Below are 15,618 nucleotides of genomic sequence, written 5' to 3' on the forward strand. Positions count from 1 at the left end.
CCGGCTGCTTTACCGCCGGGTCACACGGCCCGGCCCGATTTCGCCTACATTGCGGCGTGCGTTTTTCTACGCCACACCCCCTTGTCAGACGATTCAACCGGAGCCTTTGCATGACCTCCTTCGACGACAACCGTTCCGAATTCGATTCGCTGCGCCCCGGCGACAGCACCGAGCAGGGGGCCACGCGCCGCACTGCGCTCAAGGCCGCCATCGGTGTCGGCTACGCCGCCGCCGTGCTGCCGGTGGCCGCGCAGACGGCCATCTCGACCCCGGCCGAAGGCCTGAAGGCCGGCCCGATCAAGTACACCGTCAACGGCTTCGAGGTGCCCGGCTACGCCGCCGCGCCGGCCGGCAAGACCGGGCTGCCGGTGGTGCTGGTGATCCAGGAAATCTTCGGCGTGCACGAGTACATCGCCGACACCTGCCGCCGCTTCGCCGAGCTCGGCTACCTGGCCATTGCGCCCGAGCTGTATGCGCGCCAGGGCGATCCGCGCGGCTACACCGACATTCCCAAGCTGCAGGCCGAGGTCGTCAGCAAGGTGCCCGACGCGCAGGTCATGGCCGACCTCGACGGCGCGCTGGGCTGGGCCAAGGCCAACGGCGGCGACACCAGCAAGGCCGGCATCACCGGCTTCTGCTGGGGCGGGCGCATCGTGTGGCTCTATGCCGCCACGGGCAAGGTCAAGGCCGGCGTGGCCTGGTACGGCCGGCTGGTCGGCCAGGCCAGCGAACTGCAGCCGAAACACCCCGTCGACATCGCCGCCAGCCTGCAGGCGCCGGTGCTCGGCCTGTACGGCGGAAAAGACCAGGGCATCCCCCTTGACACGGTTGATAAGATGAAAGCTGCTCTGGCCACTGGAACCCCGGCGGCCAAGGCATCGAGCTTCGTCGTGTACCCCGAAGCAGGCCACGCGTTCCACGCCGACTACCGTCCCAGCTACGTCAAGAGCGCCGCGGACGACGGCTGGCGGCGTGCCGCGGCCTGGTTCAAAGCCAATGGTGTCGCCTGACTGAAGACGGCGCCCCGTAGCCACCCTCCGCCGAAGGCCGTCCGAAGTGACGGCCTTTCTCTTTTTATGAACGGAACAAGGTCATAACGGCCGTCCCCTTTGCGCAAGCAGCTATGAATTTGATAGTAATTCTCGTGGCGACCCTGGTCGCCGGCATCGGAAGTGTCTGGCTCGCGGCCCTGTTGCTGCGCGTGGGCGTGCGCAGCGGCGGCGGCGGCGTGAACCCGCAGCACCTGCTGAGTCTGGCGGCCGGCGCGCTGCTGGCCACGGCCTTCATGCACCTGCTGCCCGAGGCCTTCGAAAGCCGCATCGAACCCGCGCTGCTGTTCGCGGTGCTGCTGTTCGGACTGGTGTTCTTCTTCCTGCTCGACAAGGCCGAGCTGTGGCACCACGGGCATGAGCACCACCATGGCGATGTCGCACCCGCGAAGGGCGAAGCGCACGATCACCACGGCCACGATCACGGTCATTCACACGGCCACGCCCACCACCACACATCGCCCACGGGCGGCGGCAGCTGGGCCGTGCTCACCGGCGACAGCGTGCATTGCTTCGGCGACGGCATCCTGATCGCCTCGGCCTTCGTAGCCGACATCCGCCTGGGCCTCGTGGCCGCGCTGGCCGTGCTCGCGCACGAAGTGCCGCACCACATCGGCGACCTCGTCGTGCTGCGCCAGAGCTCGGCCAATTCGCGCGCGGCGCTGGTGAAGGTGTCGCTCGCGGGCACGATGACCATGCTCGGCGGCATCGCAGGCTGGTGGCTGGTCGACCAGCTGCATGGCTGGCTGCCGTACTTCCTGGTGCTGGCGGGCAGCAGCTTCGTCTACGTGGCGCTGGCCGACCTGATTCCGCAACTGCAGAAGCGCCTGCCCGCGCGCCAGACCGCGGCGCAGATCGCGTGGCTTGCAGCGGGCATCCTGCTGGTCACGCTCGTGAGCCGGCTCGCGCACGGCGACCATGGCCACGAACACGGCCATGACGAAGGACACGGCGAGCACGGCCACGTCCACAAGGACTGACGACAACGCGTGCGGGCGGCCTCGCGGCCTCGGGGGACGGGAAACTTTCCGACACCGACGTCAGCCCGTCGATCCACCGCAAGGGGCAAAACAGGCGCACCATAGAGGGCCGTTCACCCATCTGCCGAGGAATTCTCATGACGCCCCACGCCGATGCCACCGCGCGCTCCGCCTCGTCGTCCGAAGACGACGATGACGACAGCACGCCTGCCGACGACTTCGATGAACTCGAAGCCGATGCGTCCGACGACCTGTCGGACGAAACGGGCATCGACCTCACCGATGCCAGCGAACTCGATGCCGACAACGTGCCGGCCGACGAAGAGTTCGACCGCGTGATGAACGCGCCAGACTGATCAGGCTCTGCTCAGACCGGTTCAGGCCAGCGCGCCTGCGCCGGACGCACCGATTCGTAGAAGCGCGCCATCTGCAGCACGCCCAGGTCGTCGAAGCGACGCCCCGCGATCTGCAGGCCGATCGGCAGGCCATTTTTCGCATGGCCGCAGTTGATCGACGCGGCCGGTTGTTCCGACTGGTTGAACACCGACGTGAAGTGTGAATCTTTCAGCGGATTCTCCGAGCCGCTGTTGATCGCGTCCGCCGCGAACGGCAGCACCGGCGACACCGGCGACAGCACGTAGTCGAAGGGCTGCGTGGCCGCCACGGTGGCCGCGCGCAGCGCCTGCATGCGCGTGAAGGCACGGAAGGTGTCTTCGGGCGTGAGCGAGGCCGCGAACTCTGCCGCCTGATGGATGTAGCCGGCCGCGAGCTTCGCGCGCTCCGGCGGCATCGTGGCCAGGTCGACGCGGCAGCGCATCGTGAAGAAGTGGGCCATGCCCATGCGCATGTCCAGCGTGCTCCAGTCGGCCAGCGGCTCGACGATGGCGCCGGCCTGCTCGAACAGGCGCGCCGCGGCCAGCACGGCCTCTTTCACTTCCGCATCGATGGGCCAGACGCCCATGGTCTCTGTCCACAGGCCGATGCGCAGGCCCTTCACATTGCGCTCGAGCCGCTGCCACGCCAGGTCGTTCGGCGGCAGGCTCATGTAGTCGCGCGCGTCGGGGCGCGTCACCACCTGCATCAGCAGCGCGGCGTCGGCCACGGTGCGCGTCATGGGGCCGATCACGCGCGCGGCGGCGGGTGGGTCGACGGGGATGCGGCCCTGGCTGGGCTTGAGGCCGAACACGCCGCAGAAGCTGGCCGGAATGCGCACCGAGCCGCCGATGTCGGTGCCCAGGTGCAGCGGGCCATAGCCCGCAGCGGCGGCAGCGCCGGCCCCCGAGCTTGAGCCGCCGGTGTTGCGGCCCAGGTCCCATGGGTTGCGCGTGAGCGCGTGAAAGCTCGACGGCGCCGCGCCGAGAAAGCCGAAGTCGGGCATCGTCGTCTTGGTCACGATCACTGCACCGGCTTCGCGCAGGCGTGCGGCGGCGGGGGCGTCGGCCGCGGCGGGTGCCAGCACGGTGGCTGCGGTGCCGATCGGCGTGGGTGTGCCGCGCGTGGCGATGTTTTCCTTCAGCGTGACCGGCACGCCGTCGAGGTCGCCCTGCGGCTTGCCCTGCGCCCAGCGTGCCTCGGAGGCGCGGGCCGAGGCGAGCGCGGCTTCGGCGTCCAGGCCGTAGGTGGCGTGGATGTGCGGCTCCCAGCGCTCGATGCGCGCGAGCACGGCCTGCGTCACCTCGACCGGCGACAAGGCACGGTCACGGTAGTGTTCGAGCAACTGGAGGGCACTGAGTTCGTACAGGGGTGTTGTCATGGCTTCGCTTCTTCTTTGGGTGGTTGGATGAAGGTGGGTTGAAAAGACAAGAGGGCGACGGCGCTCAGCCGCCTCCGAACGCATAGCCCTGGCCGGGCGCCGCGGCCAGCAGCGTGCGCGTGTAGGCCTCGCGCGGCGACAGCAGCACGTCGTGCGCGCTGCCTTGCTCGACGATGCGGCCCTGGTGCATCACGATGAGTCGGTCGCAGATCTGGCTGGCCACGCGCAGGTCGTGCGTGATGAACAGAATGCCGATCGACAGCCGCTGCTGGATCTCCGCGAGCAGCTTCAATATCTGGTCCTGCACCGACACGTCGAGCGCCGACACGGCCTCGTCGGCGATCAGCACGCGCGGCTCGCAGGCCAGCGCGCGCGCAATGCACAGCCGCTGCCGCTGGCCGCCCGAGAACTCGCTCGGGTAGCGGTGCAGCACCTCGGGCTGCAGCCGCACCAGCGCCATCAGCTCCTCGGCGCGCTGCCAGGCCTTGGCGTGCGGCACACCGAAATTCACCGGCCCCTCGACGATCGACTGGCCCACCGTGCGGCGCGGGTTGAGCGAGCGGTTCGGGTCCTGGAACACGACCTGCACCATGCGCCGGAACGCCGAGCGCTGCGCGCCGCGCGAGCCCTCGATGCCCGGCACGCGGACGTCGCCGTCGGTCGGTTCGATCAGCCGCGCGATGCAGCGCGCCACGGTCGACTTGCCCGAGCCCGACTCGCCCACGATGCCCACCGTTTCGCCCGCATGCAGCTTCAGCGACACGTCGGCCGCCGCATGCACCGTGCGGCGCTTGCCGGGCCAGCTGCCCGTGCGGTAGACCTTGCCCACGCCGCGTGCATCGAGCAGCGGCGCCTTCGCTTCCACCGGCGCGCGCAGCACCGGTGCGAGCCGTGGCACGGCGTCGAGCAGCATGCGCGTGTAGGCCTCTTTCGGGCGGCGCAGCACCTCGTCCTTCGGGCCGCTCTCGACCTGCCGGCCCAGCTGCAGCACCACCACCTGGTCGGCGATGTCGGCCACCACGCCGAAGTCGTGCGTGATGAACAGCACGGCGGTGCCGTTCTCCTGCTGCATCTCGCGGATGAGCGAAAGAATTTCGGCCTGCGTGGTCACGTCGAGCGCGGTGGTGGGCTCGTCGCAGATCAGCAGTGCGGGGCGCAGGATCAGCGCGATGGCGATCACGATGCGCTGGCGCTGCCCGCCCGACAGCTGGTGCGGGTAGGCGTCGTAGATGCGCTGGGGCTCGGGCAGCCGCACGCGCTCGAAGATGGCCAGCACGCGCTCGCGGCGCGCCGCGGCGCCCAGCGTCGTGTGCTCGGCCAGGATCTCGTCGACCTGCGCGCCGCAGCGCATCACCGGGTTGAGCGCGGTCATCGGCTCCTGGAACACCATCGCCATGCGCGCGCCGCGCAGGGCGCGCAGCCGCGCCGGGCTGGCCGCGAGCACGTCTTCGCCCTGCACCTCGATGCGCCCGGCCGAGGGACGCAGCGACGCGGGCAGCAGGCCCATCGCGGCCTGCGCGATGACCGACTTGCCGGAGCCCGATTCGCCCAGCAGGCACACGACCTGGCCGGGCAAGACGTCGAACGAGATGCCATGCACCGCGTGCGCGCGGTCGGCACCGGCGGGCAGGTCGATGGCGAGGTCGCGCACCACGAGGCAGGGCGCCGCAGAAGCAGGGGACGTTGTGGATGTCATGGTCAGCCTCCGCGCGGTTTGAACTTGGGATCGAGTGCGTCGCGCAGACCGTCGCCGAGCATGTTCACGGCCAGCACCGTGAGCGCCAGGAAGAAGCCGGGCAGCAGCACGGTCGACGGGTGCGAGGTGAAGTGCGTGCGGCCTTCGGACATGATGTTTCCCCAGGTCGGCACGTCGGACGGCAGGCCGATGCCGAGGAACGACATCACCGCCTCCACCAGCATCGCCGCCGCGCAGATGAAGGTGCCCTGCACGATCAGCGGCGCCACCGTGTTGGGCAGGATGTGGCGCAGCATCAGCTTCCAGGTCGGCGTGTCGAGCGCAACGGCCGCCTCCACATACGGCTCTTCGCGCACCGACAGCACCACCGAGCGCACCAGCCGCGCCACGCGCGGCGTCTCGGGCACCACGATGGCCAGGATCACCGTGAGCAGGCTGGGCCGCCACACGGCCACCAGCACGATCGCGAACAGGATGCCGGGGATGGCCATCATCCCGTCCATCACCCGCATGATCACGCCGTCGAGCCGACGGAAGTAGCCCGCCACCATGCCCACCACGAGGCCGAACGCGACCGAGCCCAGCGCCACCGCCACGCCCACCGACAGCGAGATGCGCGCCCCGTAGGCCGTGCGGCTCCACAGGTCGCGGCCCATGCTGTCAGTGCCCAGCGGGAAGAAGCGCTCGAAGCTGTCGCCCGCGAGCGTGGTGAACTCGGTGCGCGCGCCGGGCGGCAGGTGCGAGTTCGCCGGGTCCATCGCGTTCGGATCGATGGTGTAGAGCCAGGGCGCGGCCACCGCCAGCAGCAGCATCGCGACCAGCAGGGCGCCGCCGACGCGCACGGCGCCGTTGGCGAGCAGGCGGCGCAGCAGCGACCGGGCCGGAGCCCGGGGCGCGGCGGGAGGAACCGCGGCCGAGGCAGGCGCGTCGTCGCGCAGGGAAATCGAAGTCATGGCGAGGCTTTCGAAAGGCGGTGTGAAGGCTGTCAGTAGCGGATGCGCGGATCGAGCAGCAGGTAGCTCAGGTCCACCAGCAGGTTGACCACCACGTAGACGAGCGAGAAGAAGAGGGTGATGCCCTGGATCAGCGGGTAGTCGCGCGAGAGCACGGCGTCCACCGTGAGCTGGCCGAGGCCGGGGATCGCGTAGATCGTTTCGGTGACCACCACCCCGCCGATCAGGCCCGCCACGCTCAGGCCGATGACGGTGGCGATCGGCACGGCCGCGTTGGCCAGCGCGTGGCGCAGCAGCATGCGCCACTCCGAGATGCCCTTGGCGCGCGCGGTGCGCACGTAGTCTTCGGTGAGCGCCTCCGACACCGCCGCGCGCGTGACCCGCGCAATGAGTGCCGCGTACATCACGGCCAGCGTGACGCAGGGCAGCGCCAGGTGGCGCAGCCACGGGCCGACGCCGTCGCCGATGCGCTGGTAGCCCTGCGAGGGCAGCCAGCCGAGCTGCATCGAGAACAGCCAGATCATCACGTAGCCGGCCACGAACACCGGCACCGAAAAGCCGAGCACCGACGCGCCCATGATGAAGCGGTCGAGCCGGCCGCCGCGCTGCGACGCCGCGAGCACGCCGAGCGGCACGGCGATCAGCACCGTGAGCACCACCGTCACCGCCGCCACCGAGAGCGTGGGCTCCAGGCGCTGGCCGATCAGGTCGGTCACGCGCATCCGGTAGAAGAACGAATAGCCGAGGTCGCCGCGCAGCACCTGGCCGAGCCAGTGCACGAACTGCGTCACGATCGATGCGTCCAGGCCCAGCTGCGCGCGGATGCGTGCGATGTCCTGCGCATTGGCCGCATCGCCCGCGATGGCCGCCGCCGGATCGCCGGGCGTCATGCGCAGCAGCAGGAAGACGATGACGGCCACGATCAGGAGCACGGGCGCGGTGGCCAGTCCGCGGCGCAACAGGAAGTGGAGCATGTGAATCAGGTCCGTGACGAAGGGCCGGGCGTCCGGCGCGGGCAAAGGAAGTCCCGCCCGGCTGCCGCGCAAGGCGCAGCCGGTCAGGGGTGTCGATCAGAAAGGGGAGCGAGGCGGTAGCGCCCGCCTGTTTACGGCGCCGTCTTCTTGCGCACGTTCCAGTACAGCACCGCCGGTGAGGGCAGCAGGCCGGTGATCGTGCCGCGGCGCACGGCCGTGGGCGCCTTGCCTTCGCCGAGCGGCGCGAGCACGCCGTGCTCGAGCACGACCTGCTGGATCTGCGTGGCAATTTCCTTGCGCTGCGCGAGGTCGGCGGTGGCGATGAACTTCGTCTTCAGTGCCTCGAGCTCGGGCACGACGGGCCAGCCGAAGTAGCCCTGGTCGCCGTTGCCGGTCAACGGGCTGTAGCTGATGGGGCTGCTTGCGTCCACGCCACCCCAGAAGGTGATGAAGGCGTTCCAGCCGCCGTTCTCGGGCAGGTCTTTCTTGGCGCGACGGGTCACGAGCGTGGCCCAGTCGGTGGTCTGCACGTCGACGTTGAAGCCCACCTGCTTGAGCAGCTGACCGTACACCGCGGGCAGCTTGTTCAGCGCGGGCGCATCGCCCGGCAGCATGAGCACCACGGGCTTGCCGTCGTAGCCCGATTCCTTGAGCAGCTTGCGCGCCTCTTCGAACTGCGGCTTGCCGGTGTAGAAGCCGGTCTTGTCGCTCGCGTAGAGCGAGCCGCACAGGTAGATCGAGGCGCAGGGCTTGTAGAAATCGCGGAAGGTGACCTGCGCGCGCAGCATCGCTTCCTGGTTGATGGCCAGCATCGCGGCCTTCAGCGCCTTCGGGTTGTTGAAGGGCGGCACCTTGTGGTTGTAGAGCACGGTGAAGGGGCCCGCCGGCATCACGTCGACCAGCTCGATCTTGTCGTTGGTGCGCATGCCCGTGTAGCCGGACGAGGGCACGGTCTCGAGCATGTCGACCTCGCCGTTGAGCAGCGCATTGGTCTGCGTCTGCGGGTCGCGCAGCATCACCCATTCGACGCGGTCCACGTACACCACCTTGCCGCCGGCCAGGCCCGAAGCGGGTTCCTTGCGCGGCACGTAGGCGGTGTTCTTGCGGTAGATGACGCGGTCGCCCGGGCGAAAGTCTTCCTTGGCGAGCGTGAAGGGGCCGGAACCCACCATCTCGTCGATCTGCTTGTCGGCGGGCGTGTCGGCCACGCGCTTGGGCATGATGAAAGGCACCAGCGGGTTGGGCTTGCCGAGCGCGTCGAGCACCACGCCGAAGGGCTGCTTGAACGTCATGCGAAAGCCGTTCGGGCCGTCGGCGGCAATGCTGTCCATCGCCTCGTACATCTTCTGGCCCAGCGTGTCGCGCTTGGCCCAGCGCGCCAGCGAGGCGATCACGTCCTGCGAGGTGACCGGTGCGCCGTCATGGAACTTCAGGCCCGGGCGCAGCGTGAAAGTCCAGACCTTGTTGTCGGGGCTCGCGCTGTACTTGTCGACCATCTGCGGCTTGATGACGCCCTTCTCGTCCATCGCGAAGAGGGTGTCGTAAATCATCAGACCGTGGTTGCGCGTGATGTTGGCGGTGGTCCAGATCGGATCGACGATCTTCAAATCCGACGAGGGCACGGTGCGAAGCACGGTCTGGGCGGACGCGGTGGCGGCAAAGCATAAAGCGAGCGCCGACAGAGAAGCCGCCGCGACGCGGCGCGGTGAAAGGTGGATTGCCATGGAGCCTTACTTCTTTCGGGAGGGAGCGGAAGACGAGGGGGAGGAGGACGGGGGCGGTTCCTTGCTTTCGCGCAGCTGCACCAGCAGGAATTCGAAGATGTCGCGCGAGCCTGCTTCCGCGTCGATGACCTTGTGCAGGATGCGGCGCAGGCTCTCGATCTCGGCGACGCTCAGGCAGTCGAGAAAGCGTGCTTCCATCTCGTGCCCGATGGGCTCGGCGCGCTGCACCATGTCGACGCCGGCGGGGCTCAGGCACAGACAGATCTGCCGCGCGTCCTCGGTGCCGATCTGGCGCTCGACCAGCTCGCGCTGCACCAGCGAACTGACCTGTTTGGAGACCAGCGTCTTCTCGATGCCGCAGGTCTGCACCAGCTGGCCCATGGTGATCCCGGGCGCGCCGCCGATCATCCGCAGCAGCCGGATGTCGCGGATCGACAGGCCGAGCTCGATCTCGTAGACGCGCGAGCCGCGGTCGCGCGTGCGCTGCGAGGCCAGGTCGAGCAGGACGTTGAGGTAGTCGGTCTTCAGGCGAAGCGGGGCGTGCATGTCGGGTTGGTAGAAGTCTTCAATAGTTGAAATGTTCAACTATATGAACGACCTACGCAAGCTCCGGGCCAGATGTCGAGGGAAATCCCCTAGGAGCGCGCCGCTACAGGGTCAGAGGGGAAAAGAGAAAGAAAAACCGGGCCCGCGAGGCCCGGCGTGTTCACCGATCCGGTGCTGCGCGTGCACCAGGATGCGAAGGCGGGCGCCATGCAGGCGCCGCCGGGGTGCGAGCTGTCAGGCCGCCTCCTGGCGCACGATCACCTGGCCGTTGCGCGCGCCGCTGTGCACGCCGTGGCGCCAGGTGACGGCGCCGTTCACGATCACTGCATCGATGCCTTCGGCAGGCTCGGTCGGCGTTTCGTAGTTCGCGGTGTCGCGCACCGTCGCGGCATTGAAGACCACCACGTCGGCGTGATGGCCGACCTTGAGCGCGCCGCGTTCGTGCAGGCCGAAGTTGCGCGCCGTGAGCCCCGTCATCTTCCACACGGCCGTCTCCAGCGGGAACAGCCCCACGTCGCGGCTGTAGTGCCCCAGCACGCGCGGGAAGGTGCCCCACAGGCGCGGATGCGGCTTGTCGCCCAGCGGGATGCCGTCGGAGCCGATCATGGTCTCGTCGAAGGCGAGCACGCGCTGCACGTCGTCTTCGTCCATCATGAAATAGATGGCGCTGCCGGGCGACAGGCGCAGCGCGGCCTCTTCGCCCGACACGCCCCATTCGGCCGCAATGTCCTTCAGGTCGCGGCCCGCGCATTCGGGGTGCGGCACGCTCGAAGCGATGAGCACGCGGCCGTCCATCATCCCGCGGTCGGTGCGGATCATGGTGGAGCCTGCGGTGTATGGGTAGCAGTCGAGCCCGATGCACTGGTGCTTCATCGCTTCCTGGATGAAGGGCAGCGTCACCTTGGTCTTGCCGAAGTTCTGCGTGTTCTGCACCTTGTGGTGCGACACCACCACCGGAATGTCGAGCGCGCGGCCGATGTGGAAGGTTTCTTCGAGCGACGCCATGACGTGGTCGCTCTCGTCGCGCATGTGCGTCACGTACAGCGCCTTGCGCGCCGTGAGCGGGCGGCCGACCTCGATGATCTCTTCGGTCGTCGCCTTCACGGCCGGCGGGTAGAAGGTGCCGGTCGACAGGCCGATGGCGCCGGCCTGCATCGCCTCTTCGACCAGCGCCTGCATGGCGGCGATCTCCTGCGCGGTGGCGGGCCGGTCGAGGTCGGACATGGTCACGGCACGCAGCGTCGAGTGGCCGACCATCGCCGCCACGTTCACCGACGAGGGCGTGGCGCGCAGTGCGTCGAGGTAGGCCGCGAAGGTCGTGAAGCGGTCTTCGGCCGGCGTTTCGAGCAGGCTCAGCGGCATCGGCAGGTCCATGTCGGCGCGCAGCGGTGCGGCGCTGATGCCGCAGTTGCCCGCCACCACCGTGGTCACGCCCTGCGACACCTTGAACGGCATCTGCGCCTGCGACAGCACGGCCTGGTCGTCGTGCGTGTGCGAGTCGATGAAGCCGGGTGCGACGATGCGGCCCGTGGCGTCGAGCGTCTGGTCGGCGGTGTGGCCTGCGAGGTTGCCGATGGCGGCGATGCGGCCGTTGAGGATGCCTACGTCGGCGTCGAAGCGCGGGGCCTTGGTGCCGTCGATCACGGTGCCGCCTTGGATCAGCAGGTCGTAGTGGGTGGGTTGTTTCATCTTCGTCCTTTCATGTGTTCGAGAGCGTGTTGTTCAGGGCGTGTGCACAGGACACCGGGCACTCCCCTCCGCGAATGTCCCCCGCTTCGCTCCTCCTTGATTTCGCTGCGGGGAGCACCCAGTGCCCTGCGCACCTGGGCACGTTGTGGGTTCGCGGCCGATCAACGGGTGCTCTGAAAACGCTCGCGCTGGCGGTGTGCTCTGCGCAGCGAAATCAAGGAGGAGGCCGCAGGCCGGGGGACATTCGCGGAGCAGAGCACACCGTCGGCGTGAGCGCGCCCTGAACAGCCGCGCCCACCCGTTCATCAGCGAAAGTGGCAAGCCACCCAATGCCCACCCTTGGAAGACGAGGGCCGCTCCGTCAGCTCGGGCGTCTTCTCCTTGCACACGGCCTGCGCCATCGGGCAGCGCGTGTGGAAGCGGCAGCCCGAGGGCGGGTTGGCCGGGCTCGGCGGGTCGCCCTGCAGCAGCAGGCGGCGCGCGGGCGTGCGCGGGTTGGGCACGGGCACGGCCGACAGCAGGATCTCGGTGTATGGATGGCGCGGCGCCGAGAACAGCGTGTCGCGGTCGGCGATCTCCACGATGTGCCCGAGGTACATCACGGCCACGCGGTGGCTGATGTGGCGCACCACGGCGAGGTCGTGCGCCACGAACAGGTAGGCGATGCCGAACTCGGCCTGCAGGTCCATCAGCAGGTTGACCACCTGCGCCTGCACCGACACGTCGAGCGCCGACACGGGCTCGTCGCAGACGATGAGCTTGGGGTTCAGTGCCAGCGCGCGCGCAATGCCCAGGCGCTGCCGCTGGCCGCCCGAGAACTCGTGCGGAAACTTCTTCGCCGCCTCGGGCCGCAGGCCCACACGCGAGAACAGCCACTGCACGCGCTCGCGCCGTTCGGCCAGCGACACGTCGCCGAAGTTGCGCAGCGGCTCGGCCACGATGTCGCCGGCCGTGAGGCGCGGGTTCAGCGAGGCGTACGGGTCCTGGAAGATGATCTGCAGGTCGCGCCGGCGCTGGCGCATCGCGTTCGCGGACAGGGTCAGCAGCTCTTCGCCGTTCAGCCGCACCGAACCCGAGGTGGGCTCGACCAGCCGCATCACCGACTTGGCGGTGGTGGTCTTGCCGCAGCCCGATTCGCCGACCAGCGACAGCGTCTCGCCGTGCCCGACGTTGAACGACACGCCGTCGACCGCCTGGATCGCGGGCTTGGTCGGGCGCAGCCAGCGGCGCGGCGAGATGTAGTGCTTGCGCAGCTCGCGCACCTGCAGGAGCGGCGCGTTGGGGGATGTTGTCGTTGTTGTCGTCGTCATGCGCTCACCTCGGCAGCCTCGTCGGTCCATTGCTCTTGCACCGCGAAGCAGGCAACCACGTGCCCGTCGCCCTGCGTGGAAAGCGGCGGTGTCTCGCGGCGGCAGCGCTCGCGTGCCTGCGCGCAGCGCGCGGCAAAGGCGCAGCCGCGTCCGAGCTCGTGTGCGGCGGGCACCATGCCCGGAATTTCGTGCAGCCGTGCGCTCGACGTGCTCATGGCGGGCATCGAGGCCATCAGCGCACGCGTGTAGGGGTGCAGCGGGCGATCGAAGAGGTCGATCACGTCGGCTTCTTCCACCTTCTTGCCGGCGTACATGACGACGACGCGGTCGCAGCTCTCGGCCACCACGCCCAGGTCGTGCGTGATCATCACCACGCCCATGCCCAGCTCTTTCTGCAGTCGCTTGATGAGGTCGAGGATCTGCGCCTGGATGGTCACGTCGAGTGCGGTGGTGGGCTCGTCGGCGATCAGCACCTCGGGGTTGCAGGCCAGGGCCAGCGCAATCATCACGCGCTGGCGCATGCCGCCCGAGAGCTGGTGCGGGTACTCGTTCACGCGCCGCTCGGGCTCGGGGATCTGCACCAGCCGCAGCATCTCGACCGCGCGCTGCAGTGCCTCGGCGCGGCTGGCCTTCTGGTGCAGCTGCACGGTCTCGGCGATCTGGCGGCCCACGGTGAGCACCGGATTCAGCGAGGTCATCGGCTCCTGGAAGATCATCGAGATGCGGTTGCCGCGGATCTGCCGCATCTCGCGTTCGCTGAGCTGCATCAGGTCGGTGCCGCGCAGGCGCACGGCGCCCATGTGGCGCCCGGGCGGCGTGGGCACCAGCCGCAGGATCGACAGCGCGGTCACGCTCTTGCCGCAGCCCGATTCGCCGACCACGCCGAGCGTGCGGCCTGCGCGCACGGTGTACGACACGCCGTCGACCGAGCGCACGGTGCCCGCGAGCGTGTTGAAGTAGGTGCGCAGGTTGTCGACCTCGAGCAGCGGCTCGCCGGGCGCGAGGGTGGCCTGGGACATGTGGATCGTCATGGGGCGTTCCTCTTCATCACAGCTGCCGCGCCAGGCGCGGGTCGAGCGCATCGCGCAGGCCGTCGCCGAGCAGGTTGATCGCCAGCACCGTCGCCGCCAGCAGCAGGCCCGGGTACAGGATGATGTGGAACGCGACGGTCACGAAGTTGCGGCCCTCGGCCATCATGTTGCCCCAGCTCGGCGTCTGCGAGGGCACGCCCACGCCGAGGAAAGACAGCGCGGCCTCGGTGAGCACGGCGGCGGCGGCCACGAAGGTGGCCTGCACGATCAGCGGCGCCACGATGTTCGGCAGCACGTGCCGCACAAGGATCACCGGCAGCCGCGTGCCGACCGCATGCGCGGCCTCCACGAACAGCTGCTCGCGCAAGGTGAGCGCCAGCGAGCGCACCAGCCGCACCACGCGTGGAATCTCGGGCACCGTGATGGCGATGATCACGGTGGTGAGGCTGGCGCGCGTCACGGCCATCAGCGCAATCGCCAGCAGGATGCCGGGGATGGCCATGAGCCCGTCCATCACCCGCATGATCGGGCCGTCGGCCCAGCGCACGAAGCCCGACACCAGGCCCAGCACGATGCCGAAGAAGGTGGCGAGCACGGCCACCGAGGCGCCGACGATCATCGACACGCGCCCGCCCCACACGGCGCGGCTGAACACGTCGCGGCCCAGTGCGTCGGTGCCGAACCAGTGCTCGGCCGAGGCCGTCTGCATGCGTGCCAGCGGGTCGATGTCCTGCGGGTCGTGGGTGGCGATCCAGGGGGCGGCGATGGACAGTGCGGCCACCACGATGAGCAGCAGCGCGCCGATGATCAGCGTCGGGTGCTTGCGCACCCAGCGCCAGCGCGGCGGTACGAAAGGAGGGTCTTCGGCAAGGGCCGAGGTGGCGGCAACGGCGGCGCTGGGCACCGGCGCATCGACCTCGCGCAAGGGCAGGGCAGTGGACATGGCGTCGTGGGGCTCGTTCTTTGTTCTAGTACTGGATGCGCGGGTCGAACAGGCGGTAGCTCAAATCGATGAGCAGGTTGATCAGCACGTACACGCCTGCCGACAGCAGCAGCACGCTCTGGATCACCGGGTAGTCGTGGCGCTGCACCGAATCGATCACGAGCCGGCCCACACCCGGAATGGCGAACACCGTCTCGGTGACCACCACGCCGCCGATGAGCAGCGCAATGCCCGCGCCGATGGTGGTGGCGATGGGAATGGCCGCATTGCGCAGCGCATGGCCCAGCACCGGCCGCACGCCCAGGCCCTTGGCGCGCGCGGTTCGGATGTAATCCTCGTGCAGCACCTCGAGCACGGTGGCGCGCGTCATGCGCGTCACCAGCGCGATGTACACCAGCGCCAGGTTCACGCAGGGCAGCACCAGCGCGCGCAGCCAGGCACCGGGGCCTTCGGAAAAGGGAACGTAGCCCTGCACCGGAAACCACGGCAGCTGCACCGCGAAGGTGTAGACCAGCAGGTAGCCGATGAGGAACACCGGCACCGAAAAGGCCAGCACCGCGAACAGCATCACGAGGCGGTCGATCCAGGTGCCCGCGCAGTAGGCCGCGAGCGTGCCCAGCGGCACGGCCGTCACCAGTGTGATGAGCATGGTCAGCGCCGCGATCGACACCGTCGGCTCCAGCCGCTGGCCGAGCAGCTGCGTCACCGGCACCTGCGTGAAGATCGAGGTGCCCAGGTCGCCCGTGAAGATCTTGCCGATCCACAGCCCGAACTGCTGCCACAGCGGCAGGTTCAGGCCGAGCGCGGCGCGCAGCTTGTCGATGTCCTCGGTGGTGGCGAGGTCGCCCGCGATGAGCGCGGCCGGGTCGCCCGGCGACAGGTGGATCAGCAGGAACACCACCACGGCCACCACCGCCATCACCGGCAGCGTGGAAAGAAAGCGTCGAACGATGTAGCCCATGGCGGTGCG

Annotated in this window: 14 protein-coding genes; 3 read left to right on the top strand and 11 right to left on the bottom strand. The window is 68.9% G+C overall.

The window, feature by feature from the left end:
• The first annotated feature begins 110 nt into the window (after nt 1-110).
• From CLU95_RS23570 to CLU95_RS23580, 3 genes are all read left to right on the top strand, one after another.
• Nucleotides 111-1,010 (top strand): dienelactone hydrolase family protein, encoded by a 900-nt coding sequence (locus CLU95_RS23570; protein ID WP_099795835.1) that lies wholly within the window; start codon nt 111-113, stop codon nt 1,008-1,010.
• 113 nt (nt 1,011-1,123) lie between these two features.
• Nucleotides 1,124-2,029, top strand: a complete 906-nt coding sequence (locus tag CLU95_RS23575) for a ZIP family metal transporter (protein WP_099795836.1) — start codon at nt 1,124-1,126, stop codon at nt 2,027-2,029.
• Between the two features lie 137 nt (nt 2,030-2,166).
• Nucleotides 2,167-2,385: a hypothetical protein gene (locus CLU95_RS23580; protein WP_095744272.1), complete on the top strand. Its 219-nt coding sequence runs from the start codon at nt 2,167-2,169 to the stop codon at nt 2,383-2,385.
• An 11-nt stretch (nt 2,386-2,396) separates the two neighbouring features.
• Here the strand turns inward: CLU95_RS23580 and CLU95_RS23585 are convergent, their stop codons facing one another.
• The 11 genes from CLU95_RS23585 to CLU95_RS23635 form a co-directional block, all read right to left on the bottom strand.
• Entirely contained in the window at nt 2,397-3,782 is a 1,386-nt protein-coding gene (locus CLU95_RS23585) for an amidase (RefSeq protein ID WP_099795837.1), read from the bottom strand.
• A 64-nt stretch (nt 3,783-3,846) separates the two neighbouring features.
• Complete coding sequence (locus CLU95_RS23590; protein ID WP_099795838.1) at nt 3,847-5,478, bottom strand: dipeptide ABC transporter ATP-binding protein; 1,632 nt, start codon at nt 5,476-5,478, stop codon at nt 3,847-3,849.
• Nucleotides 5,479-5,480: 2 nt separating this feature from the next.
• Nucleotides 5,481-6,431 (bottom strand): ABC transporter permease, encoded by a 951-nt coding sequence (locus CLU95_RS23595; RefSeq protein ID WP_099795839.1) that lies wholly within the window; start codon nt 6,429-6,431, stop codon nt 5,481-5,483.
• A gap of 32 nt (nt 6,432-6,463) precedes the next feature.
• Nucleotides 6,464-7,405: an ABC transporter permease gene (locus tag CLU95_RS23600; protein ID WP_099797446.1), complete on the bottom strand. Its 942-nt coding sequence runs from the start codon at nt 7,403-7,405 to the stop codon at nt 6,464-6,466.
• Nucleotides 7,406-7,536: 131 nt separating this feature from the next.
• On the bottom strand, nt 7,537-9,129 hold the full coding sequence (locus CLU95_RS23605; RefSeq protein ID WP_099795840.1) for an ABC transporter substrate-binding protein: 1,593 nt from the start codon (nt 9,127-9,129) through the stop codon (nt 7,537-7,539).
• A 6-nt stretch (nt 9,130-9,135) separates the two neighbouring features.
• Nucleotides 9,136-9,675: a MarR family winged helix-turn-helix transcriptional regulator gene (locus CLU95_RS23610; protein WP_099795841.1), complete on the bottom strand. Its 540-nt coding sequence runs from the start codon at nt 9,673-9,675 to the stop codon at nt 9,136-9,138.
• 234 nt (nt 9,676-9,909) lie between these two features.
• Nucleotides 9,910-11,364, bottom strand: a complete 1,455-nt coding sequence (locus CLU95_RS23615) for an N-acyl-D-amino-acid deacylase family protein (RefSeq protein WP_099795842.1) — start codon at nt 11,362-11,364, stop codon at nt 9,910-9,912.
• 305 nt (nt 11,365-11,669) lie between these two features.
• Nucleotides 11,670-12,674, bottom strand: coding sequence for an ABC transporter ATP-binding protein (locus CLU95_RS23620; RefSeq protein WP_099795843.1), 1,005 nt, complete (start codon nt 12,672-12,674; stop codon nt 11,670-11,672).
• The gene (locus CLU95_RS23625) at nt 12,671-13,705 is read right to left on the bottom strand and encodes an ABC transporter ATP-binding protein (RefSeq protein ID WP_099797447.1); all 1,035 of its coding nucleotides are present in this window, start codon (nt 13,703-13,705) and stop codon (nt 12,671-12,673) included. Before CLU95_RS23625 ends, CLU95_RS23620 begins: the two co-directional genes overlap by 4 nt.
• Nucleotides 13,706-13,721: 16 nt before the next feature.
• Nucleotides 13,722-14,648 (bottom strand): ABC transporter permease, encoded by a 927-nt coding sequence (locus tag CLU95_RS23630; RefSeq protein WP_099795844.1) that lies wholly within the window; start codon nt 14,646-14,648, stop codon nt 13,722-13,724.
• A gap of 25 nt (nt 14,649-14,673) precedes the next feature.
• Nucleotides 14,674-15,609 (bottom strand): ABC transporter permease, encoded by a 936-nt coding sequence (locus CLU95_RS23635; RefSeq protein WP_099795845.1) that lies wholly within the window; start codon nt 15,607-15,609, stop codon nt 14,674-14,676.
• Nucleotides 15,610-15,618 lie beyond the last annotated feature (9 nt).

It is taken from the genome of Variovorax sp. 54 (assembly GCF_002754375.1).
Taxonomy (GTDB): domain Bacteria; phylum Pseudomonadota; class Gammaproteobacteria; order Burkholderiales; family Burkholderiaceae_C; genus Variovorax.

Coding starts and splice junctions, on each gene's coding strand:
- CLU95_RS23570 (WP_099795835.1), top strand. CDS start 111: ATGACCTCCTTCGACGACAACCGTTCCGAATTCGATTCGCTGCGCCCC.
- CLU95_RS23575 (WP_099795836.1), top strand. CDS start 1,124: ATGAATTTGATAGTAATTCTCGTGGCGACCCTGGTCGCCGGCATCGGA.
- CLU95_RS23580 (WP_095744272.1), top strand. CDS start 2,167: ATGACGCCCCACGCCGATGCCACCGCGCGCTCCGCCTCGTCGTCCGAA.
- CLU95_RS23585 (WP_099795837.1), bottom strand. CDS start 3,782: ATGACAACACCCCTGTACGAACTCAGTGCCCTCCAGTTGCTCGAACAC.
- CLU95_RS23590 (WP_099795838.1), bottom strand. CDS start 5,478: ATGACATCCACAACGTCCCCTGCTTCTGCGGCGCCCTGCCTCGTGGTG.
- CLU95_RS23595 (WP_099795839.1), bottom strand. CDS start 6,431: ATGACTTCGATTTCCCTGCGCGACGACGCGCCTGCCTCGGCCGCGGTT.
- CLU95_RS23600 (WP_099797446.1), bottom strand. CDS start 7,405: ATGCTCCACTTCCTGTTGCGCCGCGGACTGGCCACCGCGCCCGTGCTC.
- CLU95_RS23605 (WP_099795840.1), bottom strand. CDS start 9,129: ATGGCAATCCACCTTTCACCGCGCCGCGTCGCGGCGGCTTCTCTGTCG.
- CLU95_RS23610 (WP_099795841.1), bottom strand. CDS start 9,675: ATGCACGCCCCGCTTCGCCTGAAGACCGACTACCTCAACGTCCTGCTC.
- CLU95_RS23615 (WP_099795842.1), bottom strand. CDS start 11,364: ATGAAACAACCCACCCACTACGACCTGCTGATCCAAGGCGGCACCGTG.
- CLU95_RS23620 (WP_099795843.1), bottom strand. CDS start 12,674: ATGACGACGACAACAACGACAACATCCCCCAACGCGCCGCTCCTGCAG.
- CLU95_RS23625 (WP_099797447.1), bottom strand. CDS start 13,705: ATGACGATCCACATGTCCCAGGCCACCCTCGCGCCCGGCGAGCCGCTG.
- CLU95_RS23630 (WP_099795844.1), bottom strand. CDS start 14,648: ATGTCCACTGCCCTGCCCTTGCGCGAGGTCGATGCGCCGGTGCCCAGC.
- CLU95_RS23635 (WP_099795845.1), bottom strand. CDS start 15,609: ATGGGCTACATCGTTCGACGCTTTCTTTCCACGCTGCCGGTGATGGCG.